Source organism: Arthrobacter sp. HS15c, from assembly GCF_040812005.1.
In the GTDB taxonomy this organism is placed as follows: domain Bacteria; phylum Actinomycetota; class Actinomycetes; order Actinomycetales; family Micrococcaceae; genus Arthrobacter.
Map to the genome: position 1 here is coordinate 628417 of NZ_JBFOHM010000001.1, position 20555 is coordinate 648971.

19 protein-coding genes are annotated in these 20555 nt (G+C 67.1%); 9 read left to right on the forward strand and 10 right to left on the reverse strand.

The genetic code is table 11. The features are described 5' to 3' along the window. Positions 1-157: 157 nt before the first annotated feature. Genes ABV518_RS02930 through ABV518_RS02955 form a run of 6 tightly spaced genes read right to left on the reverse strand, consistent with a single transcriptional unit; the run spans position 158 to position 6246 of the window. Positions 158-1474 carry an MFS transporter gene (locus ABV518_RS02930; RefSeq protein WP_367765290.1) on the reverse strand — a complete coding sequence of 439 codons (1317 nt, stop codon included), beginning with the start codon at positions 1472-1474 and terminating at the stop codon, positions 158-160. Next, positions 1471-1959 (reverse strand): winged helix-turn-helix transcriptional regulator, encoded by a 489-nt coding sequence (locus ABV518_RS02935; protein WP_367765291.1) that lies wholly within the window; start codon positions 1957-1959, stop codon positions 1471-1473. Before ABV518_RS02935 ends, ABV518_RS02930 begins: the two co-directional genes overlap by 4 nt. Before the next feature lie 13 nt (positions 1960-1972). After that, on the reverse strand, positions 1973-3259 hold the full coding sequence (locus tag ABV518_RS02940; RefSeq protein ID WP_367765292.1) for a glycosyltransferase 87 family protein: 1287 nt from the start codon (positions 3257-3259) through the stop codon (positions 1973-1975). After that, positions 3256-4419: a cystathionine gamma-synthase gene (locus ABV518_RS02945; protein ID WP_367765293.1), complete on the reverse strand. Its 1164-nt coding sequence runs from the start codon at positions 4417-4419 to the stop codon at positions 3256-3258. The genes ABV518_RS02940 and ABV518_RS02945 overlap by 4 nt, the downstream gene beginning before the upstream one ends. Before the next feature lie 15 nt (positions 4420-4434). Then, positions 4435-5820: a cystathionine beta-synthase gene (locus ABV518_RS02950; RefSeq protein ID WP_367765294.1), complete on the reverse strand. Its 1386-nt coding sequence runs from the start codon at positions 5818-5820 to the stop codon at positions 4435-4437. A gap of 36 nt (positions 5821-5856) precedes the next feature. Then, complete coding sequence (locus tag ABV518_RS02955) at positions 5857-6246, reverse strand: VOC family protein (protein WP_367765295.1); 390 nt, start codon at positions 6244-6246, stop codon at positions 5857-5859. A gap of 132 nt (positions 6247-6378) precedes the next feature. Between ABV518_RS02955 and ABV518_RS02960 the strand changes: the two genes are divergently transcribed. The 5 genes from ABV518_RS02960 to ABV518_RS02980 all read left to right on the forward strand — a co-directional run bounded on the left by ABV518_RS02960 (position 6379) and on the right by ABV518_RS02980 (position 11214). After that, the gene (locus ABV518_RS02960; RefSeq protein ID WP_367765296.1) at positions 6379-7350 is read left to right on the forward strand and encodes a DNA-3-methyladenine glycosylase; all 972 of its coding nucleotides are present in this window, start codon (positions 6379-6381) and stop codon (positions 7348-7350) included. 95 nt (positions 7351-7445) lie between these two features. Then, positions 7446-8414 carry an ATP-binding cassette domain-containing protein gene (locus ABV518_RS02965; RefSeq protein WP_367765297.1) on the forward strand — a complete coding sequence of 323 codons (969 nt, stop codon included), beginning with the start codon at positions 7446-7448 and terminating at the stop codon, positions 8412-8414. After that, the gene (locus tag ABV518_RS02970) at positions 8414-9220 is read left to right on the forward strand and encodes an ABC transporter permease (protein WP_367765298.1); all 807 of its coding nucleotides are present in this window, start codon (positions 8414-8416) and stop codon (positions 9218-9220) included. The genes ABV518_RS02965 and ABV518_RS02970 overlap by 1 nt, the downstream gene beginning before the upstream one ends. A 78-nt stretch (positions 9221-9298) precedes the next feature. After that, on the forward strand, positions 9299-10777 hold the full coding sequence (locus ABV518_RS02975; RefSeq protein WP_367765299.1) for a hypothetical protein: 1479 nt from the start codon (positions 9299-9301) through the stop codon (positions 10775-10777). 119 nt (positions 10778-10896) lie between these two features. Further along, positions 10897-11214: a hypothetical protein gene (locus ABV518_RS02980; protein ID WP_367765300.1), complete on the forward strand. Its 318-nt coding sequence runs from the start codon at positions 10897-10899 to the stop codon at positions 11212-11214. 10 nt (positions 11215-11224) lie between these two features. Here ABV518_RS02980 and ABV518_RS02985 read toward each other — a convergent pair whose 3' ends face one another. Both ABV518_RS02985 and ABV518_RS02990 read right to left on the reverse strand, forming a co-directional pair. Next, positions 11225-11929 (reverse strand): response regulator transcription factor, encoded by a 705-nt coding sequence (locus tag ABV518_RS02985; protein ID WP_367765301.1) that lies wholly within the window; start codon positions 11927-11929, stop codon positions 11225-11227. Next, positions 11922-13949, reverse strand: a complete 2028-nt coding sequence (locus ABV518_RS02990; RefSeq protein WP_367765302.1) for a histidine kinase — start codon at positions 13947-13949, stop codon at positions 11922-11924. The genes ABV518_RS02985 and ABV518_RS02990 overlap by 8 nt, the downstream gene beginning before the upstream one ends. A 195-nt stretch (positions 13950-14144) precedes the next feature. Here ABV518_RS02990 and ABV518_RS02995 point away from each other — a divergent pair, with 195 nt between their 5' ends. Then, positions 14145-14612, forward strand: coding sequence for a hypothetical protein (locus tag ABV518_RS02995; protein WP_367765303.1), 468 nt, complete (start codon positions 14145-14147; stop codon positions 14610-14612). Further along, positions 14596-16068, forward strand: a complete 1473-nt coding sequence (locus ABV518_RS03000) for a multicopper oxidase family protein (RefSeq protein WP_367765304.1) — start codon at positions 14596-14598, stop codon at positions 16066-16068. Before ABV518_RS02995 ends, ABV518_RS03000 begins: the two co-directional genes overlap by 17 nt. A gap of 18 nt (positions 16069-16086) precedes the next feature. Here ABV518_RS03000 and ABV518_RS03005 read toward each other — a convergent pair whose 3' ends face one another. Beyond that, positions 16087-17769, reverse strand: a complete 1683-nt coding sequence (locus ABV518_RS03005; RefSeq protein ID WP_367765305.1) for a LuxR C-terminal-related transcriptional regulator — start codon at positions 17767-17769, stop codon at positions 16087-16089. A gap of 127 nt (positions 17770-17896) precedes the next feature. Between ABV518_RS03005 and ABV518_RS03010 the strand changes: the two genes are divergently transcribed. Then, the gene (locus ABV518_RS03010) at positions 17897-18334 is read left to right on the forward strand and encodes an ester cyclase (RefSeq protein ID WP_367765306.1); all 438 of its coding nucleotides are present in this window, start codon (positions 17897-17899) and stop codon (positions 18332-18334) included. 2 nt (positions 18335-18336) lie between these two features. On the opposite strand, the gene ABV518_RS03015 is transcribed toward ABV518_RS03010, so the two are convergent. Beyond that, a complete protein-coding gene (locus tag ABV518_RS03015) occupies positions 18337-20013 on the reverse strand; it encodes an AMP-binding protein (RefSeq protein WP_367765307.1) in 1677 nt (558 codons plus the stop codon). 115 nt (positions 20014-20128) lie between these two features. Between ABV518_RS03015 and ABV518_RS03020 the strand changes: the two genes are divergently transcribed. Further along, positions 20129-20407 carry a putative quinol monooxygenase gene (locus ABV518_RS03020; protein ID WP_367765308.1) on the forward strand — a complete coding sequence of 93 codons (279 nt, stop codon included), beginning with the start codon at positions 20129-20131 and terminating at the stop codon, positions 20405-20407. Positions 20408-20555 lie beyond the last annotated feature (148 nt).

Consider the following 20555-nt stretch of genomic DNA (forward strand, 5'->3'; position numbering starts at 1 on the left):
GTCCGCTGAATCCAGGTCAGGCTGTACCATCCGTTGTCCCCCAAGGTCGCTAGCTGCAGGCAGGCCGGGTCCGTAGGTTGCATCATTGGAACGGTGGCTGGCCGTAGCTACATACTACATATGCATGCGGAGGATTCCCGGCACGTGACCGGCAGGTTTAGGCGGCGGCCACCGGCTGGGGCTCCCGGGCGGCCGCGTCCTTGCGGATGGTGGCGCTGATGACGGCGGCGATGGTGCACATCGCTGCGGCCCCGAACCAGGCGTAGGTGTACTGGCCGGTGGCGTCGCGGATGGCTCCGGCGCCCAGGGCGGCGGCCGCCGCGCCCAGCTGGTGCGCGGCGAAGACCCAACCGAACACCACGCTGCCGTCCGCGCCGAACGTCTTGCGGCAGATGGCCGCCGTGGGCGGCACCGTGGCCACCCAGTCCAGGCCATAAATCACCACAAAGACGATCATGCTGGGCTGGACGGTGGCGCTCAGAAGCAGCGGCAGCACCAGCAGGCCGATGCCGCGGAACTGGTAATAGACAGCCAGCAGGATCCGGGGGTTGAAGCGGTCGGTCAGCCATCCGGACGCGATGGTGCCCACGATGTCGAAGATCCCGACGACGGCGAGCAGTCCCGCGGCCGTGGTTTCGGCCATGCCGTGGTCATGGGCGGACGGGATGAAGTGGGTGCCGATCAGGCCGTTGGTGGTGGCGCCGCAGATCGCGAACCCCGCCACGAGCGCCCAGAACGTCCGAACTTTGCTGGCCCGCTTGAGCACCTGGAGCGCCCGGACCGCGGCGTTGCTGCTCCGCCCGCTCTCGGGCTCAGCCGCGGACGGCGCAGCCGATCCCTCCTCAGGCGCCGTTTCACCGTAAGGCAGCACGCCGACGTCGGCCGGGGAGTTTTTGAGGAACTTCAGCACCAGCGGAACCACGGCGAGGGCACCGGCTGCGATCAGCAGTGACGCCTGCCGCCAGCCCGGATCCTGGGCCAGCATGGCAATAAATGGCAGGAAGACCAGCTGGCCGGCCGCGCTTCCGGCGGTGAGGATGCCGATCACCAGGCCGCGGCTCTTGGCGAACCAGGTGTTGGCGATGGTGGCGGCGAAGACCAGCGCCATCGAGCCTGTGCCGAGGCCGATGAGCAGCCCCCACGTGAGCAGGATCTGCCAGGACTGGTTGACCAGCACCGTGAGTGCACTGCCGGCCCCGATCAGCACCAGCGCGGTGGCCGTCACGGCGCGGATCCCGAACCGTTCCATCAGGGCGGCGGCAAACGGAGCGGTCAGGCCAAAGAGAACCAGGTTGATGCTGACGGCAGCCGAGAGGACCGTGGTGGACCAGCCGAACTCCTGCTGCAGGGGCACCATCAGCACGCCCGGGGCGGCCCGGAACCCGGCGGCACCGACGAGAGCCAGGAACGCGACGGCGGCCACGATCCAGGCGGGGTGCAGCCGACGGCCGCGGGAGGTTTCGGTGGCGCTCATGCGGCTGTTGCCAGTTGCATGGGGGCCTCTGAGCGGGTGAGGCTGTGCCAGCTGGTGTTGGCGGCCGTGAGCCGCTCGCCGCATCCGGTGCACGTGTCCGCTGAAGTGGTCCGCTGGCCGCAGCCGGAGTGGATCACGTACATGTGGGCCTGCTCGGAGGGTGCGGGGAGATGCTTTTCCGCCCACAACACCACGGCGTTCAGGACCGGGAGAGCGTCCTCGCCTTTGGGGGTCAGCACGTATTCCTGGCGGGTGCGGCCGCCGCCGTCGTACGTCCTTTTGCTCAGCAGCCCGGACTCCACCAGCCCCGCCAGTCGCTTGGTGAGTACGGAATCAGCCACCGCCAGCCGGGACTTCATGGCGTCGAAGCGCCCGTTGCCGAAAAAGACCTCGCGGAGCACCAGCATGCTCCAGGGGTCGCCCAGGATGTCGAGGCCGCGCGCCATGCTGCAGGTGCGGGCGGACCAGTCTGATCGGAGTGCCATACAGGCAACCTAGCTAACTTTCTTGAAGAAAGCCAGGCTTGCGGCGCGACGGGCTGTAGGCCACCGCCCAGTACGCCAGCAGCGCCACGCCGCAGAGGACGCCGAGGCTGGTGACGGCCAGCTGGAACTGGGTCTGCGGATCCTTGCCCCACTCGTTGGCGCCGGCCATCATGGCCAGGTACTTGGGCGTGAGGTAGAACGCTACGGCCGATACAGCCACGATGATCCAGCCGTACAGCCGCATTTTTCCGGTGCGGGAGGGGACCCGGTGCATCGCAAAGGCCATCGACGGCAGCGCCACGGCCATCCAGACCCAGTGGTGGGACCAGGAGACGGGGCTGATCAGCAGCATCAGCACTGCGGTGGCGGAGACGGCCACGAAGTTCTCGTCGGCGGCGACGGCCCACTTGATGACCACGGCCGTCAGCGCGGCGAGGCCCAGGGACAGCACCAGCCAGAGCACGCTGGTCAGGCTGGAGTCGGGCAGGCCAATGTGGAGCAGGAGTCCCTTGACCGAGAGGTTGTCCAGGTAGGCGGGCCCGCCGATCCGGCCGGTGTCCGGCAGGATTTTGGTCCAGAAGGTCAGCGAGGCGTTGGGCAGCACCGCCCAGGCCAGGGCGATGGAGCCGAAGAAGCCGGCCGCCATCCAGCCGAGGGCCTTGAAGTCGCGCCGCACCAGGAAGTACAGGCCGAACGCCAGCGGGGTGAGCTTGATGCTGGCTGCCAGGCCGATCAGCAGCCCGGCGGGCCACCGGATCTCGCCCGCGCGGTCTTTCCCGTACAGCGCGAAGTCGGCCAGGATCAGGCCCATCAGGATGATGTTGATCTGGCCGAAGTCGAAGGTGTCCCGCCAGGGGCCAAGCAGCAGGATTGCACCCGTGCCGGCGAGCGCCACGGTACGGAACCGCCAGTCGGCGAACGACGTGCGCCAGCTGCGGAGCCCGAAGTAGTGCCGGGCCAGCCAGGCGGCCACCACGGCGGCCCCCACCAGCGCCGTCGTGACAAAGATCAGGCCGCTGGTCCCGAGCGGCAGCAGCGCCAGCCCGGCAAACAGCAGGGCCGCGAACGGCGGGTAGGTGAACGGCAGGCCGTCACGCGGTGCGTACAGCTCGTTGGCGGCGGTCTCCCCGGTCTGCAGCACCCTGCTGCCGCCGTAGTAGTACACCTCGAAGTCGTTCATGAGCGGAATGTAGGCGGAGTACAGCACCATCAGGGCCAGGACGACGGCGGAAGCACCGGCCGCCGTCGCGATCCAGCCGCGGGTGGTTGCGGGGGCCACTGCCGGGGAAGTTGCGGTCACCGGAGGAACGTGAAGGCGTGCTCGAGGTCCGCGATGAGGTCCTCAACGTCCTCGATGCCGCAGGACAGCCGGATCAGGTTGACGGGAACAGCCAGTTCCGTGCCCTTGACCGAGGCGTGGGTCATCTCCGAGGGGTAGTTCATCAGCGATTCGATGCCGCCCAAGGACTCGGCCAGGGTGAACACGGAGGTGTTTTCCGCAACCGTCCGGGCCGCCGCCTCGCCGCCCTTGAACTGCACGGACACCATGCCGCCGAACTTCTTCATCTGCTTCTTCGCCAGCTCGTGGCCGGGGTGCGAGGGCAGGCCCGGGTACAGGACCGCCTCCACCTCGGGGCGCCCCAGCAGCCATTCGGCCACGGCCTGGCCGTTGTCGCTGTGCCGGTCCATCCGCACGCCCAGGGTCTTCAGGCCGCGGGTGGTGAGGAAGGCATCCATCGGGCCGGACACCGCGCCCACGGCGAACTGGACAAAGCCGATCTTCTCCGCGAGCTCAGCGTCCTTGACCACGATGGCGCCGCCCACCACGTCGGAGTGGCCGCCGATGTACTTGGTGGTGGAGTGGACCACGACGTCGGCACCCAGGGCGAGCGGGGTCTGCAGGTAGGGGGACGCGAAGGTGTTGTCCACCACCAGGAGGGCCCCGGCGTCGTGCGCCACCTTGGCGAGGGCCTCGATGTCCGTGATCTTCATCAGCGGGTTGGAGGGGGTCTCCACCCAGACGAAGCGGGTCTTGTGGGCGGCCACGGCCTTGCCCACTGCGTCCAGGTCAGCCATGTCCACGGGGGTGTTGCCGATCCCCCAATCGCCGAGCACGCGGCTGATCAGCCGGTAGGTTCCGCCGTAGGCGTCGTTGCCGAGCACAATGTGGTCTCCAGGCCGGGTGAGGGCACGGATCAGGGAGTCCTCCGCCGCCAGGCCGGAGCTGAAGGAATAGGCGTGGGTACCGCCCTCGAGCGCGGCAAGCTGTTCCTGCAGGGCGTCGCGGGTGGGGTTGCCGCCGCGGCCGTACTCGTAGCCGCTGCGGAGGCCGCCGATGCCGTCCTGGGCGTACGTGGAGCTGAAGTGCAGCGGCGGAACCACCGCGCCGGTGCGGGGTTCGAAGGCTTGGCCGGCATGGACGGCGCGGGTGTTGAAGCCCTGGTTTTCAGAAACAGACATGGTGCTCCTTGGGAGTTAGTTGCTGAGGTAGGCGAGGAGGTCGTGCCGGGTCAGGATGCCCACCGGCGCCCCGACGAACGTCACCATCACCGTGTCCACATCGGACAGCAGCGCACGGGCCGCCGAGATGGTTTCCAGCGAGCCGATGACGGGGAGCTTGGGGCCCATGTGCTCGGAGATCTTGTCCGTCAGCTTCGCTTCGCCGCGGAACAGCTTCGCGGTCAGAGTCCGCTCATCCACGGCGCCCAGGACCTCGCCCATCACCACGGGCGGCTCCTGCGAGAGGACCGGGATGTGGCTGACGCCGAACTCGTTCATGATGGTGATGACGTCACGGACGGTCTCGTTCGGGTGGATGTGCACCAGATCCGGGAGTTCGCCCGTCTTGGACTTGATCACCTCGCCCACGGACGCTTCCTCGCCGCCGGAGAGGAACCCGTAGGACCGCATCCACTGGTCGTTGAAGATCTTGGCGAGGTAGCCGCGGCCGGAGTCGGGCAGGATGACCACCACAACGGCGCTTTCCGGGAGGTCACGGGCGGTCCGCAGCGCAGCCACCACGGCCATGCCGGACGAGCCGCCCACCAGCAGACCTTCCTCGCGGGCCAGCCTGCGGGTCATGGCGAAGGAGTCGGCGTCGCTGACGGCGATGACATCATCCGGGACGGACTTGTCGTAGTTGGCCGGCCACATGTCCTCGCCCACACCCTCGACGAAGTACGGCCGCCCGGTCCCGCCCGAGTACACCGAGCCTTCGGGGTCCGCACCGATGATCCTGACCCGGCCGCCGTCGGACTCCGCACGGTCCGCCGAAACCTCCTTGAGGTACCGTCCCGTGCCGGTGATGGTGCCGCCGGTGCCGGCGCCGATCACGCAGTGGGTGACCTTTCCGTCCGTGTCGTTCCAGATCTCCGGCCCGGTGGTCTCGTAGTGGCTGCCGGGGGCGGCCGGGTTGGAGAACTGGTCCGGTTTGTAGGCGCCAGGGGTCTCCGAGACGATCCGGTCCGAGACGCTGTAGTAGCTCTGCGGGCTGTCGGGGGCGACAGCGGTGGGCGTCACCACCACTTCAGCGCCGTACGCCTGCAGCACGGCGCGCTTGTCCTCGCCGACCTTGTCCGGCACCACGAAGATGCACTTGTAGCCCTTTTGCTGCGCCACCAGGGCCAGGCCCACACCGGTGTTGCCGGACGTGGGCTCCACGATGGTTCCGCCCGGGAGCAGCTTGCCGTCCCGCTCGGCGTCCTCGATCATCTTGGCCGCGATGCGGTCCTTGATGGATCCGCCGGGGTTCAGGTACTCCAGCTTGACCAGGACCGTGGCTTTGACGCCATCCGTCACGTGGTTGAGCTTGATGAGGGGGGTCTTGCCGATGAGGTCCAGGATGGACTGGGCGTACTTCATAGGTACAAAGTTACCGTCTCCCCACCACCGCTCGATCTAACCTCCGGCGGGCGGGTTCTCCCACAGCCCCATGACGTTGCCCTCGGTGTCCCTGAAGTAGGCGTAGGACCCCATGTCCGGGATGATGCTCTTGGGCAGCACCACCGATCCGCCCAGCTGCTCCACGGTCTTCAGCGTCGCGTCAATGTCCGCCACATCCACGGTAATGACAGGGGTGGTCAGGTCGCCTTCCCTGCTTATCAGGCCGCCGTTGATCGCCCCCGGCTCATGGGGCCGGCCGGTTGCCTCGTCCGTCGGCGTGGTGGTGACCGCGTTGTAGTTCATCTCCGGCATGGGGACGATGTTCCAGCCGAAGGCCTCTTTGTAGAAATTGGTCGCCCGGTCCTGGTCGTCGGCGGGGATCTCGAAATGCACCACTCCAGCCACTGCATGCTCCTTTGAATGCGAGGGGAAAGCGCGGACACCCCGCGCCACACGATGGAGTCTATTCCTGGCATCCGCGGCCCGTAAGGGGGCTCCGGGACCCGTCTTGTCAGCCCACCGTGGGACGATTGCTGTATGACCATCGCAGCTGCACCCGCCAGGCTGGCCGCCGCCGCGGACGCCTCCCTGCGGTGGCATCCGGATGGCCCATACAGCCTGCAGCAAACGCTCGGAACGCTCCTGCGCGGCACCGGGGATCCCTCATTCGCGTCCGGGCCGGACGGGTTCTGGACCGCATTTACGACGCCGGATGGCCCGGTTTCGCTGCGCCTCACCGGTGCGGCGGGCGGGGCGGTTGACGCGCAGGCGTGGGGGCCCGGTTCCGGGGCCGCCATCGCCGGGGTGCCCCGCCTCCTGGGCGCCGGGGACGACTGGTCGGCGTTTGACGAGCCGGGCTTCCACGCCACACTCCCCCGGATGGTCCGCGAAGCCCGGCGCCGGAACCCGGCCGTCCGCTTACCCTCCACTGGCCGGATAGTTGATGCCCTGGTGCCCACCATCCTTGAGCAGAAGGTCACCGTCATCGAAGCCCGCCGCGGCTACAGGTACCTGATGTACCGCTATGGGTCCGCGGCGCCGGCCGCCGGCAGCGCCGCACCGGCCGGTCTCCGCGTCCAGCCCACCGCCGAACAATGGCTGCGCATCCCTTCGTGGGAGTGGCACAAGGCCGGCGTTGGCCCGCAGCGTTCCGCAACAGTCATGCGGGCGCTGCGCTCCGCCGTCGCACTTGAACGGCTCGCAGCGCTGCCTTCAACCGAGGCTGCGTCAAAGATGCAGGTCATCCCCGGCATCGGGGTGTGGAGCGCGGCGGAGGTGGTGCAGCGGACCCACGGCTGCCCGGACTCCATCGCGGTGGGCGACTACCACCTCGCGGCCTACGTGGGCGCCGCGCTGACCGGCAGGCGGACCGATGACGAGGGCATGCTGGCGCTGCTTGAGCCCTGGAAAGGGCACCGCCAGCGCGTGGTGCGGATGATCGGCCTGAGCGGGTTCCGCAAACCCACGTTCGGGCCGCGGATGACCATCCAGGACCACCGCGGGCACTGACACTTTTCCGTGGACTCGCGCCACCGATGGGTATAGCGTGGCGCCATGGAGCCCGGACCAGAGCCCCGGAAATGGCGAATTCTCTGGAGTCACCCATGATCCACACCGACAAGCTGACCAAAACCTTCGCCGTCAAAAAGGAAACTGTCGAAGCCGTCAAGGGCGTCAACATTGACGTTGCGCCCGGCGAGCTCGTGGCATTCCTTGGCCCGAACGGCGCCGGAAAATCCACGACCCTCCGAATGCTGACCACGCTGCTGACGCCAACCTCCGGCACGGCGACCGTGGCAGGGGTGGACGTCGCCGCGGACCCGGCGGGCGTGCGCGCCCGGATCGGCTACATCGGCCAGGGCAACGGCGGCGGCCACAGCTTCCGGGTCATCGACGAACTCGTGATGCAGGGGCGCTTCTACGGCATGAACACCGCTGACGCCGCCGCCCGCGCGCAGGAACTGCTGAAGTCCCTGGACCTCGCCGACCTTGCCAAACGCACGGTCATCAAACTGTCCGGCGGCCAGCGGCGGCGCATGGACGTTGCCCTGGGACTGATGCACTCACCGCGACTGCTGTTCCTCGACGAACCGTCCACCGGCATGGACCCGCAGAACCGGGCCAACCTGTGGGAGCACATCATGCGGATGCGCGCCGAACACGGGACCACCATCGTCCTGACCACGCACTACATGGACGAGGCCGACCTGATGTCCGAGCGCGTGATCGTGATCGACCACGGCCAGATCATCGCGGACGACACGGCGGCCCGGCTGAAGGCCAACCTCGCCGGCGACCTTCTCGCCGTCGAGGTGGCGGCGGATTCGGCCCCCGGCGTGCGCGGGCTGCTGGGCCGGGCCGCCGCGGGCGGTGAGATCAGTGAAAACGTGTACGACGGCGTCGTCCGCTTCCGTCTCCGGCTCACCGAAGGCGCCCGGCTGGCACCGGGACTGCTGAAGGAAATGCACGACGCCGGCGCTCCCGCCCAGTCGCTGGAGCTGAAACCACCGACGCTGGACGACGTGTTCCTGGAACTGACCGGCCGCAACCTGCGGGAAGGAGCAGACCGCTGATGACTGCGCAAAGCACCGCCGAAGTCCTGAAGAAGCCGAACCTTGGCCAGGTCCTGCGCGACACGAAGTACGTGTTCTGGCGCGAGATGCTGCTGCCCCTTCGGGATCCGTTCTCGCTGATATTTTCGCTGATCCAGCCGCTGGTGTTCCTGGGCCTCTTTGGGCCGTTGCTCGGCGCTGCCGTGGGCGCGCCGGCGTTCGGCGGCCAGTCCACGCTCCAGTGGTTCCTGCCCGGCGTGGTGGTGATGATTGCCCTGTTCGGCACGTCCATGACCGGCTCCAACCTGCAGTACGAGCTCATGACCGGTTCGTACGAGAGGATCCTTGCCACTCCCCTGTCCCGCTCTTCCCTGATGATCGGGCGGGCGTTGAAGGAGTGGGCGCCGCTGGTGGTGCAGGGGCTGCTGATCGCCCTGGTCTGCATCCCGTTCGGCTTTGTCTTCTACCCGCTGCATGTGCTGGCCGGCCTGGTCATCCTGGGCATCTTCGGCATCGGGCTCGGCGCGCTGTCCTATGCCCTGGCGCTCGTCTCGCAGAACAAGGAGTGGATTTTCTGGGGTGTGCAGCAGACGCTGCTCTTCCCGCTGATGATCCTCTCCGGCATCATGCTGCCCATCGAAGCAGGCCCGGCCTGGATGAAAACGGCGAGCCTGTTCAACCCGCTGACCTACCTGGTCAACGCCGAGCGCGAACTGTTCGCCGGCAGTGTCGGGACCGACACGCTCCTGGGCCTGCTCGCCGCATCGGTGACTGCCGCCGTCGGGCTGGTGGTTGGTATCCGGGCGATCAACCGCAACATCAACTGAGGGGGAGTTCTGCCCATCCCGGCCGACGATGGTGTGGCATAGGGTTCTTGAGAAGCTACAACGTTTTTGGGGGAACAAATGGCAGGGATTTTTGGGGCGGACATCGTCCAACTCCGGGAGCTCAGCAAGCACTTGGACGCCTCATCGGCCCGGCTCGCGGGCACGAAGAGTTCGTTGTCCAGGGACGTGCAGGGTTCCACAGCTTGGAAGGGTGCCGACGCCGACCGCTTCCGCAGCGACTGGGCAGGAACGCACACCGCCCTGTTGGCCAAAGTCATCGAGGCGCTGGCAGCGGCAGGCAAGGCAGTAGCTGTCCATGCGGAGGAACAGGAGAAGGCCAGCGGCGCGGGCGGCCAGGGCGGCGCCGTCCTCGGCGCAGGCGGGGGCGCCGGGGCATTCGACAAGCTGCCCTACCGCATGGACCATTCGGTTCCCCGTCACGCGGACCAAGGGCAGGCGGACCTCAGCAACGAAGAACTGGAGAAGCTACAGACCCTGGCCCGGGATGCCGCCGATAACAACGACGTCTTCGAGGGCAACGACAAGGACGTCAACGAGCTCCGCGACGCTCTTGCTGCACTGAAGCCTGCCCAGCTCGATCAATTCCTGAAGACGCTGTCCGACAACGAGCTCAAGCAGCTGGCCGAGGGTTCCGCGTCAGACGGCAAAGGGCTCTTCAATTGGGAGGGAACCACGCCGTTCGAGAAGCACCAGCTCCTCGACCAGATGCTCTCCAAAGCTTCCCCCGAACAGGTGGACCGGCTCAAAGAGCTGATTCCCTGGGCGCAGCCGAATGGAGAAGCAAGAGGTGATGCGGCCAGGCCGGGTGGCGCCGATCCCAGCACCACCAATCAGTGGATGGATCCGGCTGCCCCCGTCATCGGCGAGCAGCCCGGCAAGGACGACATCCGTCAGGGCCAGTACGGAGACTGCGTGGTGATGTCCGCTGCCGGGGCCATGATCAATGCGGACCCGGACTGGGCAAGGGACCATGTGACGGATAATGGCAACGGCACGGTTTCCGTCCGGTTGTTTGATCAGAACGGAAATGGGCAATGGGTGACCGTCACGAAGGACCTGCCTGAGAACTCCCATGGAGGCCAGCTTGGAGCGAAGCCGGGACAAAACGGCAACTGGCCCGCCTACATTGAAAAGGCCCTCAGCCAGGTCTACACCGAGGATGACAACCGGGATCCAACTAAGGAAGGCGCTCCGCGCGACGTTGCCGACCCACCGGGCAACTACCGCGCTATCGAAGGCAACTACGGGCCTGACGCGTTCAAGTACCTCGCGGGCCCGGATGTGGAGCAGACCAGTGACGCGGACGTACTCTGGAGTGCCGCGAACGAAGGAAGGCCTTCGCTCGTCGGAACACTCGGAGAAACCCCGGAAGGAGCACCCGAGGGGTACCGCTCCGGCCACGCCTACTTTGTCACCGGAACTGACAGGGACGGGAACATTGTCCTGCAAAATCCTTGGGGACCGGACCACCCCAAAATGTCCATTTCCAAAACGGAATTCACCAAGTTCTTCCAGAATGCGACGGTGACCCGTTGAGACCCCCGCGTTGGGGCCGGATCGCGGCCACGGCAGTGGTTCCCGCGTTCCTGTTCCTTAGCGCATGCTCCCCCTCCGCCCAGGATCCCGAACATCAAGATGCCACAAAGGAACCAGCCATGTCCTCAAACGCAAGTTGCACACAGCTCGGAACGTATCTGATCATTCCTTCGGCCAACGGCTCGTTTCCCCTGCTCCCGAAGTCCCCGCTGGGTGCAGACTCGACGCCGCTGGTGCAGCTTTCCAGCACACATCTGGGCGTGGTACCCCCGACTGTGGATGTGTCAGTGGCACTGTTCAGCCCTGGCGAACCGGCCACCAAAGATTTCCCTGGACTTACCATCGGCCAGGAGGCGACGTTCGACGGTTACACGATAAGAATCACCTCGATCTGCGACAAGGAAGTCCTTTTCGACCTCGTCGGGCAGCCGGAGTAGCGCTTTGTCCTCAGTAGTTCTGTTCCTCGGCGGAAGCGTCGGGGCCGTTCCGCTGCAGGAAGGCCAGCACCGCGGCCACGCGGCGGTGCACACCCGTTGCCGGGAGGCGGAGCTTGGTGAAGATTGAGTTGACGTGTTTCTCCACGGTCGAAGAGGACAGGAAGAGCGACTGTTCGATGCCGGCGTTTGTCCGTCCCTGTGCCATCTCCCGCAGCACGTCGAGTTCACGCGGCGACAACTCCGAGAGCGGGTTGGCCGCGCCAGCGCTGCGGCGGCGCACCAGCGTGTCGACGATCTGCGGGTCGATAACCGAACCGCCCATCCGCACTTCGCGGAGGGCATGCACCAGATCCTCAAGGTCGCCGATGCGGTCCTTCAACAAGTAGCCAAGACCCGCCGATCCGTCGGCGAAAAGCGCGAGCGCGTAGCTCTCGTCGGCGTGCTGGGACAGGACCACCACCCCCGTGTCCGGGTGGGCGGCCCGGATCGCGCGGGCCGCGGAGATGCCCTCCATGTGATGGCCCGGCGGCATCCGGATATCGGTGAGCACCGCGTCCGGGGAGAACCGGCGAACTGCATCCAGCAACTCGGTCGCGTTGCCCGTGCAGGCGACAACGTCGATCTCGCCGGAGTCCTCCAGCAAACGGCGGATCCCCTCCCGTACGAGGTAATTGTCCTCGGCGACCACCACCCGCAGCACGCCCGACTCATCCACTGCGCTCCCCCTGCCCCTCCACCGGGAGCTCGACCAGCACGGTGGTGCCTGACGGTTCGTTGGCTGAGACATCCACGCTGCCCCGCAGAGCCGCGACCCGGTCGCGGATGTTCGCCAGGCCGCCGCGGGTGGCAGGCACGAGTGAGCCGATGCCGCAGCCGTCGTCGCTGATCGCAATCTGCAGGTGCCCGTTACTGCGGACCAGCCCGACTGAGGCGAGGGTCGCATTGGCGTGCTTCGCCGTGTTTGCCAGCGCCTCCCGGACCACGTAGTACGCCGTCGTCTCCACCTCCTCGGGGAACCGCTCGGCGCGGACGCCGTCATCCGCTTTCACGGTCAGCGGGATCGGGAACTTTGCCACGCCCGATTCGATGGCCGCGACGAGGCCGTTGTCGCTCAGCACGGGCGGGTGGATGCCGTGCGCGAGTTCCCGCAGGTCGCTGAGCGTTTCCCGGGCCTGGTCCTGCAGCCCTGCCAGTTCGTCCGGTGTGAGCCCGCCGCGCTGCAGCCGGTTCCGGGCGAGGCGGAGCCCGGCGATCTGCGCCACCACGTTCTGCTGGATGCCGTCGTGCAGGTCACGTTCCAGGCGCTTGCGCTCGTCATCCTGCGCGGCGACGAGCCGTTCCCGGGACTCGGTCAGGTCGTTGAGTTGCCGGGCCAGTCGCGCACTGAGGCGCACGTTGGCAACGGATGCCGCGGCCTGTCCGGCGACCGTACGGAGCAGGGTCCTTTCGGCGTCGCTGTATTCTCCACGCCGTCGCGGGCCAACCTCGATGCGTCCCAGGGCCTCATCGGCCTGCACCAGGACGCACGATTCAACGGGGTTGCCGGCCGCCTCGCCGGCAACCCCCATCGGCGATCCGGCGAGCGTGCCATCGGGTCCTGCGAGGAAGATCCGGACCCAGGAGGCATCGAGGCCGTCACGAACGGCAACGGCGAGTCGTGTGAGCAGTTCGCCGGGTTCGACGGACTGCTCCAACCGGGAGCCGAGCTCGCTGAGCAGCGCCAGCTGGCGGTCCCGGTCGCCGAAGACGGCGCGGTGGATCCAGCGCTGCAGCCGCCCGCGCAGCGGCAGCAGGCAGACGGCCAGGACTGTGGTGAGCAGGACGGCCCCGGTTGCCGTGAGGTTGCTTGCGAGCAGCACGGCCGGCGTCGCGGTGCCAATCGCGTAGAGCACCGTGATCAGCAGGTCCGACGAGCGTGCCACCATGCGCCCGCGGTCATCAGCTGCGATGTTGAACGCCCCGTACCGGAAAATGCCGTGGACGGACGCGAGCGGCACCGCAATGAGTGATGCGAAGACGGCGACGGCGGTGGGCCAGTTCGGCGGGGCGACCGTCCAGACCACAAAGCTGGCCAGGGCCGCCGTGACCACCCAGGTCATGACGCGCATGCGCGAACGGACATCCGCATCGCCGAAAAGCGCGCGTGAGTACAGCACGCCGAGCCCAATCAAAACTGCCGGCCAGGGCTGGTAAATGAGGTAATACACGGGCGCGGCGGCCCATTCGAGCCACGGCACAGCAAATTGATTCGGAATGCCCTCACCGTTGATGCCGATGTATTGCTGCATCACGACGTGCGGAGTTGTGGCCAGCGTCAGCGGGCCGACCAACACCGGGACCCAGAGCAAGGGGACGGCAAGGCGCTGCCACCGCCGTTCCGGAGTGCCGGTCGGGTAGGTGGCGAACATGGTGAGGAAGGCGGCGGTCGAAGCGGCATCCGCCGTCAGTCCAACCATGTTGAAGAGCGGGAACCACGGCTCCTGGGTCAGCCCGATATTCCGCTGCACAAATGTCTCGTACGCCGAACCTACGGCCATGGCTGTGGCTGCCGCGGCAATGAAGACGGCGGACCGGGAAGGTGACACGGTGAGCAGCCAGATGCCGAACACAAACGTCGGAAGCACACCGAGCAGGGGCCAGCCAAGGCCGTGGTCAGCAGCCGATTCAACGAACCCGCGGACGACGACGACGTAAAGCAGCGACGCCGCCCCAATCGGAGCCAGCGTGGCGGGCAAGACCCATCTTCGGAGCACAGTCCTATGATCCGCCTCCGGCCCGGTTCCCGGGAGGGGGTACCTGCCCAACCCCTATGGTGGCTGGCCTCCAGCTACCCTGCGGCCACCCGCGTTCCGGCCTCACCCTCCGGACGCCTACGGTGGGCTCGAGCGGATGCCGCGGAACGGCGACCGCACCAACAGGAGGAGGACATCATGCGCAGGATCTACTCGGCCATCGCCTGGATCGTCGCCGGCGGCGTTGCGGTGCAGGCCGCGTCGATCGCCTTCGCTTTCGGGGGCATGGGCCGCTACATCCAGGACGGCGGTGTCATCGACAAAGCCCTCGTCGAGAGCCGCCAGGCGACGTTCACCGGTGACCTCGGCTTCCCGATCCACGGGATCGTGGGCGGGATGGTCATACCGCTCGCAGCGCTTGCTCTGCTCATCGTCGCCTTCTTCGTCAAAGCCCGCGGCGCACGCAAGTGGGCGGGCATCGTGCTCGCACTGGTGGCGCTGCAGATCACCCTCGGCTACTCGATCGTTGACATGCCGTACCTCGGCCTGGTCCACGGTGCGAACGCGCTGGCCGTGCTCCTTACCGCCGTATATGCGGCGTTGCTGATCAGACGCTCCACAAGGATCGGTGCTGACGAACCTGCCGCCGATGCCATCGCGACATGACCTCGTCCGGCGCGTTGCCGCCGGCATCGCGCTGACCGGTGCCCTCGGCCTGGGCGTGCTCGGATGGGGCTCAACGCTGCTGGGCGAGTATTCGGTCATGGACATGGGCGGCGGCCAGGCCGGCCATGTCCATAACAGTGCCACCACCCCGGGCACCGCCAGTACCGTCAGTGTGACCGGGCTGATCGCGGACCCGCTTCGTGCCCCTGACGTCCGGATCGAGCTCGTCGCCCGAAAGCAGACGATCAACATCCCCGGCGGGCGCCCGGTTGAGGGGTACACCGTCAACGGCACATCCCCGGGACCGACAATCCGCGCCCGGCAGGGCGACCTCGTCGAGGCGGTGTTCGTCAACGAGTCAGTGCTGGCCGGCGCTACCCTGCACTGGCATGGTGTGGACGTGCCCAACGAAGCTGACGGGGTCGCTGGGATTACGCAGGATGCGGTGCCGGTCGGCGGCCGCCACGTCTACCGTTTCACCGCCGACGACGCCGGCACGTACTGGTACCACTCGCACCAGGTCTCGCATGAGCAGGTGGAGGGCGGGCTGCTCGGTGCGGTCGTCATCGACCCCGCAGAGCCGCCGTCGAACCAGTACGAATCCGACGCCGTCGCGCTGCTGCACGTCTACGGCGGCCAGCACACCCTCAACGGGCGTTTCCAGGACGAGCACGTGCAGGCCGGGCCCGGCACCGCCGTGCGGGTCCGGGTCATCAACACCGACCAGGGCACTGCCGCAGTCTGGTCCGCGGCTCCCTTCCGGGTTGCCGCGACCGACGGGCACGACGTGAACGGGCCGGCCGCCGTCGAAGGCCGAAAAATACTCATTCCCGCGGGCGGCCGGCTGGACGTCACGGTGCAGGCCCCTGCGCACGGCTCCGCACGACTGCACGTCGGCGGGGCCCGCAGCATCACCATCGGCGATCCGGCCACCGGAGCGCCTCCGTCCCGGCAGCCCACTGACACGCTCGACCTGCTGGCCTACGGCGATCCTGCCCCGCTCAACTTCGACCCGCAGTCACCGGACCGCACGTTCGACTACGTGATCGGACGCCGGCTGGGCCTTATCGACGGCCGTCCCGGCAACTTCTGGACGGTCAACGGGCAGCTCTTCCCCGGCGTGCCGATGTTCCACGTGCGTCAGGGGGACGTCGTCCACCTGCGGATCGTCAACGAGTCAGGCGAGGTGCACCCGATGCACCTGCACGGCCACCACGTCGTGGTGCTTTCCCGCGACGGCATTCCGGCGTCCGGCAGCCCGTGGTGGGTCGACTCACTCGACGTCCACCCCGGCGAGACGTACGAAATCGCGTTCGTTGCCGACAACCCCGGCATTTGGAGCGACCACTGCCACACGCTCCCGCACGCCGTCGACGGCCTCGTCGCCCACGTGATGTACGAGGGAGTCACAACACCTTTCACCATCAACGGCGGGGCCGGCAACCAGCCCGAATAGCGCGCTCCCGCTGTCCGGTCAGTGCGAGCCCAGCCGGGCGGCGTACGCTGCGGCTTCAGCGCGGTTCCGAAGGCCGAGCTTTTCAAGCACGCTGCTCACGTGGTGGGCCACCGTCTTGCTGCTGATGAACAGCTGCACGGCAATTTCATGATTCGAATAGCCGTCAACCAGCAGCCCCAGGATTTCGTGTTCACGGCGGGTGAGGATGCCTGGCTCGCGCGGAACGGACCGGCCCGCGGCGCCCCAGGACCGCAGCAGGGCCGCAGCGATGTCGGCATCATGGGATGCCCCCAGCTTGTCCAGCACTGACAGCGCAGCCCGGGCTTCGGAGACAGCGAGCGCGGGCTGGTCCGGGGCTAACACGCGTGCAAGATCCAGCCGCGTGCGAGCCGCTTCCAGTGGAAGACCCAAGTGGCCGAACCACTTGAGGGCTTCCTCAAAGTAGGCCGCTGCAGGCCCCTGCCGGCCCTCGGATGCTGCAACCCGTCCTCTGGCCAGTGCTGCGTGGGCGGACACCAGGCTCACTCCTCCGGCCTCGTCGTCGAGCCCGGCAAGATGCTCGGCAGCTGCGGCGGCAGCGGCCCGGTTGCCGGCGGCCAGCTGGGCTTCCACCAGCAGGCTGCGTGCCCCCGCTGTCTCCAGTGACGTCCGCTGCCCGCCGGCGTGCAGCGGCGGAACAACGTCGTCGTTCTTGTCGATCTCCGTCCGAAGCCACCGCTCTGCCAGAGCCACAGCCAGTTCCGGTTCGTTGCTTCCCAGGGACAGCCCGGCTGCCGCCAGGCTGCTCTCGACCGGGGCGCCAATGCCCTCAATGAGTGCCCTGGCCTCGTGGAAGTTTCCTTGACGCACGCGCAGCTCGGCGAGGCTCGCGATGGCCTGGTGGAACATGCCGGGGTAGACATCCCGTGTACCCGCCGCCGCCCGCCGCAGTTCGTCGTCGGCTTCGGCCCAGTGGCCCGTCAGCAGGAGGACGCGCCCATGGACGAGGCGGCACTGGGCGTAAAGGTAAGGGCAGCCGTAAGCCCTCATATAGTCGTCTGCAGCCTGCGACCATTGGGTGGCCCGCCCGAGGTCGCTAAGGAGGTCGCAGACGGTCAGCATCGAACAGCTCGCCATGACCACGGTGTAGAAATTCGTGCCATCGCCACCCAGGGCACTGGCCATCGCCTCATCAACGCAGCGGAGCCCGGCCGTGACTTCGCCGACCTTGACCAGGACCACCCCGCGCTCCGCCAGCGCACAGACCGCAAGGTCCGGGTCACCCAGCTCCTGCGATGTGGCCAGGGCCCGCTCGATCAGGTCGCGGCAGTAACGGGTGTCCGTCGCGAGCAGTGCGGCGCAGTAATCAACCCACGCCAGCGACAGTCCGTCGTCGGGGTCGGCCATGCTTTCCGCACGGGCGAGCCAGCCGCGCGCGGCTGCCTCGTTGCCGAGGGACATGCCGTAAACCAGGCACAGCCACACGGCGGAATCGATGGCCTCCGGGACATTGCCTGCACGGCGGCTGGCAGCGTAGGCGCGCTCGCGGCAGCGGACGCTTTCACCGACGTCGCCGAGGAAAAAGAGGGCGTCACCGAGGCCTGCGAGCGCGTCCGCAGATCCCGTGCCCACAAGCGCTTCCTCAAACGCGGCGCGGGCCTCGGCCCACCGCCCCGCTTCCAGTGCCTCGTGGCCTCTCGCTGTCACTTCCTCCAGCGTCACGCTTCAATTACAGCACTTCGGCATGGGCCACAAAATGGGTCAGCTGACCGATCCCCCCGGGCGGAAATCCGGGGAGTCTGAAGTTGTCCCGAAAAACGGACAGACAGGATCGACTAAGGAGCACACGATGAGCACAATCGCACTCGAGAACGCATTTGCCAGGGCAGTGGAGGCCGTCAACGCCCATGACGCAGAGGCCTTTGCCGCAACCTACGCTGCGGACGCGGTGGTCCACGACCCGTTTTATCCGCAGCCGCTGAAGGGGCGGGCCGCCATTGAGCAGGACATGGTGGAACTCCTGCGGGCGTTCCCGGACGCCCGCTTCACCGTGGTGGGGCCCCTGCTCCAGAACGGTGGAACGGTCGCGGGCGAGTACACCCTGCGCGGGACCCACCTTGGGCCCCTCGCAACGCCCGCCGGCGAGATCCCGGCCACCGGCAATTCTGTCGGCAACAGCGGGGCCGTCTTCTCGACGTTCAATGCCGACGGAGAAGTCATTGAGGAACGCCGGTACTACGATGCTGCCGGTTTGATCGCGCAGATCGGCCTGGCGCCGGCAACCTGAGCTCAGAGGCCTAGGCGGGCGACGGCTTCCTCGCGCATCTCCACCTTGCGGATCTTCCCGGAGACCGTCATGGGGAAGCTTTCGCGGACGTCCACGTAGCGCGGGATCTTGAAGTGGGCCAGCTTCCCCCGGCAGAATTCGGCGACGGCGGCCGCGTCCAGCGGTTCAGCGCCGGGCGTGAGGATGATGCAGGCCATCAGTTCCTCGCCGTACTTGGCATCGGGGACGCCAATGACCTGCACGTCCTGGATGGACGGGTGGCTGTACAGGAACTCCTCGATCTCGCGCGGGTAGATGTTTTCACCGCCGCGGATCACCATGTCCTTGATCCGGCCCTCGATCACCACGTAGCCGCCGTCGTCCATCCGGGCGAGGTCGCCGGTGTGCATCCAGCCGTCGGCATCGATGGCTTCGGCCGTCTTGTCCGGTTGGTCCCAGTACCCCTGCATCACCGCATAGCCGCGCGTGCACAGCTCGCCGATCCGGCCCCGCTCCAGCAGTTCGCCGGAGCCGGGGTCAATGACCTGGCTTTCCAGCCGCGGCATGGTGCGCCCCACCGTCTCGGTGCGCTGCTGCAGGGTGTCACCATTCCGGGTCATGGTGGACACCGGCGAGGTCTCAGTCATGCCGTAACAGATGGCCACATCCACCATGTGCATCTCCGAAATCACCCGGTTCATCACCTCAACGGGGCACACCGATCCGGCCATCACGCCGGTGCGGAGCGTCGCGAGGTCATAGGAGGCAAAATCCGGGAGCGCCAGCTCGGCGATGAACATGGTTGGCACCCCGTAGAGCGAGGTCCCGCCGAAGTCCTGCACCGCTTCCAGCGCCGCCGCCGGACTGAAGCCGCGGCCGGGAATGATGGTGGCCGCGCCGTGGCTGAGTGCCGCCAGGTTCCCGATCACCATTCCGAAGCAGTGGTAGAACGGCACCGGAATCACTACCCGGTCGTGTTCTGTGTAGCCCAGCAGCTCACCGATGGAGTAGCCGTTGTTCAGGATGTTGTGGTGCGTCAGCGTTGCGCCTTTCGGGAACCCTGTGGTCCCGGAGGTGTACTGCAGGTTAACTGGATCGTGCGCATCCAGTTCCGCCATTCTCGCCTTGAGGCCGGAATGCCCGACGTCGTCCGCCCGCTTGAGCAGCTCGGCGTAGGTGAGCTCCGCATCGTTTGCCGGGACGCCGGCGTCGAGCCCGTCCACGCCCGAATCCGGCAGGAACACCAGTTGCCGCAGGTCCGGGCACTCCGCGAGCGCCTGGCGGGCCATCCCCACATAGTCACTGGTCCGGTCCGACGGCGCCGTGACCAGCAGGCGCATGCCGTTCTGCTTGACCACAAACTCCAGCTCGTGGCTGCGGTAGGCCGGGTTGACGTTCACCAGGATGGCGCCGGCCTTAGCGGTGGCGTACTGCAGCAGCGTCCACTCGGCGCAGTTCGGGCTCCAGATGCCCACCCTGTCACCCTTGGCGACGCCTAGGGCGAGGAGTGCCCGCGCGAGGCGGTCGACGTCGTCGTTCATCTTGGTGTAGCTCCAGCGCCGGGCGTCAGCGCCCGGAACCGCCGCGGCCTCGATCAACGCGTCATGGAAGGGAAACCGTGCCACCACCCGCTCAAAGTTGGTGCCGATGGTCTCCTCGAGCAGCGGGACGTCAGTGTCCCCGGCTGTATAAGCGCGCATGCTGGCACGCTACCGTCTGGCCGCCGGCAATGAAAGCGCATGAGAAGCGCAACAGGTGGGTGTCCGGGCGTAAACAGGAACGGCCGGCAGCCGGCGGCCCGGTATTGTGAAATCCATGAGTGCACCCATCGACCTGCAGGCAACGTTCATCCCCAACGACGGCGAGTTCTTCCGTGTGAAGCTCGCCCTGGAAATCGCCATCGACGAGGTGGTGAATGAGCCCGGCTGCATCCGCTACGAGCTGACCGAGGCCACCGAGGAGAAGCTGGTCCTGACGGAGCAGTGGGAATCTGAGGAACTGCTGGAAAAGCACTCCAAGGGCACGGCCGTCCAGGACCTGAACGAATCCCTGAGCGCGCTGCTCGCGGAGCCCGTCAAGCTGGAACGCCTGTAGCCACTCGCCATAGCGGACCGCTAGCTGTACTGCCCAAGGACGTTGGTCGGGTGAATGTAATGGCTCGCCGGAGTCGTTGACTGATGGGTGAGGACCTCCGGTTGCACAGTGGAGTTGCTTAGACAACCGCTGAGGCGACCAGGAGGTC

What these genes read in the sequence shown, in the direction of transcription:
- ABV518_RS02930 (WP_367765290.1), bottom strand. Translation starts at nt 1,474, where the DNA reads ATGAGCGCCACCGAAACCTCCCGCGGCCGTCGGCTGCACCCCGCCTGG.
- ABV518_RS02935 (WP_367765291.1), bottom strand. Translation starts at nt 1,959, where the DNA reads ATGGCACTCCGATCAGACTGGTCCGCCCGCACCTGCAGCATGGCGCGC.
- ABV518_RS02945 (WP_367765293.1), bottom strand. Translation starts at nt 4,419, where the DNA reads ATGTCTGTTTCTGAAAACCAGGGCTTCAACACCCGCGCCGTCCATGCC.
- ABV518_RS02950 (WP_367765294.1), bottom strand. Translation starts at nt 5,820, where the DNA reads ATGAAGTACGCCCAGTCCATCCTGGACCTCATCGGCAAGACCCCCCTC.
- ABV518_RS02960 (WP_367765296.1), top strand. Translation starts at nt 6,379, where the DNA reads ATGACCATCGCAGCTGCACCCGCCAGGCTGGCCGCCGCCGCGGACGCC.
- ABV518_RS02965 (WP_367765297.1), top strand. Translation starts at nt 7,446, where the DNA reads ATGATCCACACCGACAAGCTGACCAAAACCTTCGCCGTCAAAAAGGAA.
- ABV518_RS02970 (WP_367765298.1), top strand. Translation starts at nt 8,414, where the DNA reads ATGACTGCGCAAAGCACCGCCGAAGTCCTGAAGAAGCCGAACCTTGGC.
- ABV518_RS02975 (WP_367765299.1), top strand. Translation starts at nt 9,299, where the DNA reads ATGGCAGGGATTTTTGGGGCGGACATCGTCCAACTCCGGGAGCTCAGC.
- ABV518_RS02980 (WP_367765300.1), top strand. Translation starts at nt 10,897, where the DNA reads ATGTCCTCAAACGCAAGTTGCACACAGCTCGGAACGTATCTGATCATT.
- ABV518_RS02995 (WP_367765303.1), top strand. Translation starts at nt 14,145, where the DNA reads ATGCGCAGGATCTACTCGGCCATCGCCTGGATCGTCGCCGGCGGCGTT.
- ABV518_RS03000 (WP_367765304.1), top strand. Translation starts at nt 14,596, where the DNA reads ATGCCATCGCGACATGACCTCGTCCGGCGCGTTGCCGCCGGCATCGCG.
- ABV518_RS03010 (WP_367765306.1), top strand. Translation starts at nt 17,897, where the DNA reads ATGAGCACAATCGCACTCGAGAACGCATTTGCCAGGGCAGTGGAGGCC.
- ABV518_RS03015 (WP_367765307.1), bottom strand. Translation starts at nt 20,013, where the DNA reads ATGCGCGCTTATACAGCCGGGGACACTGACGTCCCGCTGCTCGAGGAG.
- ABV518_RS03020 (WP_367765308.1), top strand. Translation starts at nt 20,129, where the DNA reads ATGAGTGCACCCATCGACCTGCAGGCAACGTTCATCCCCAACGACGGC.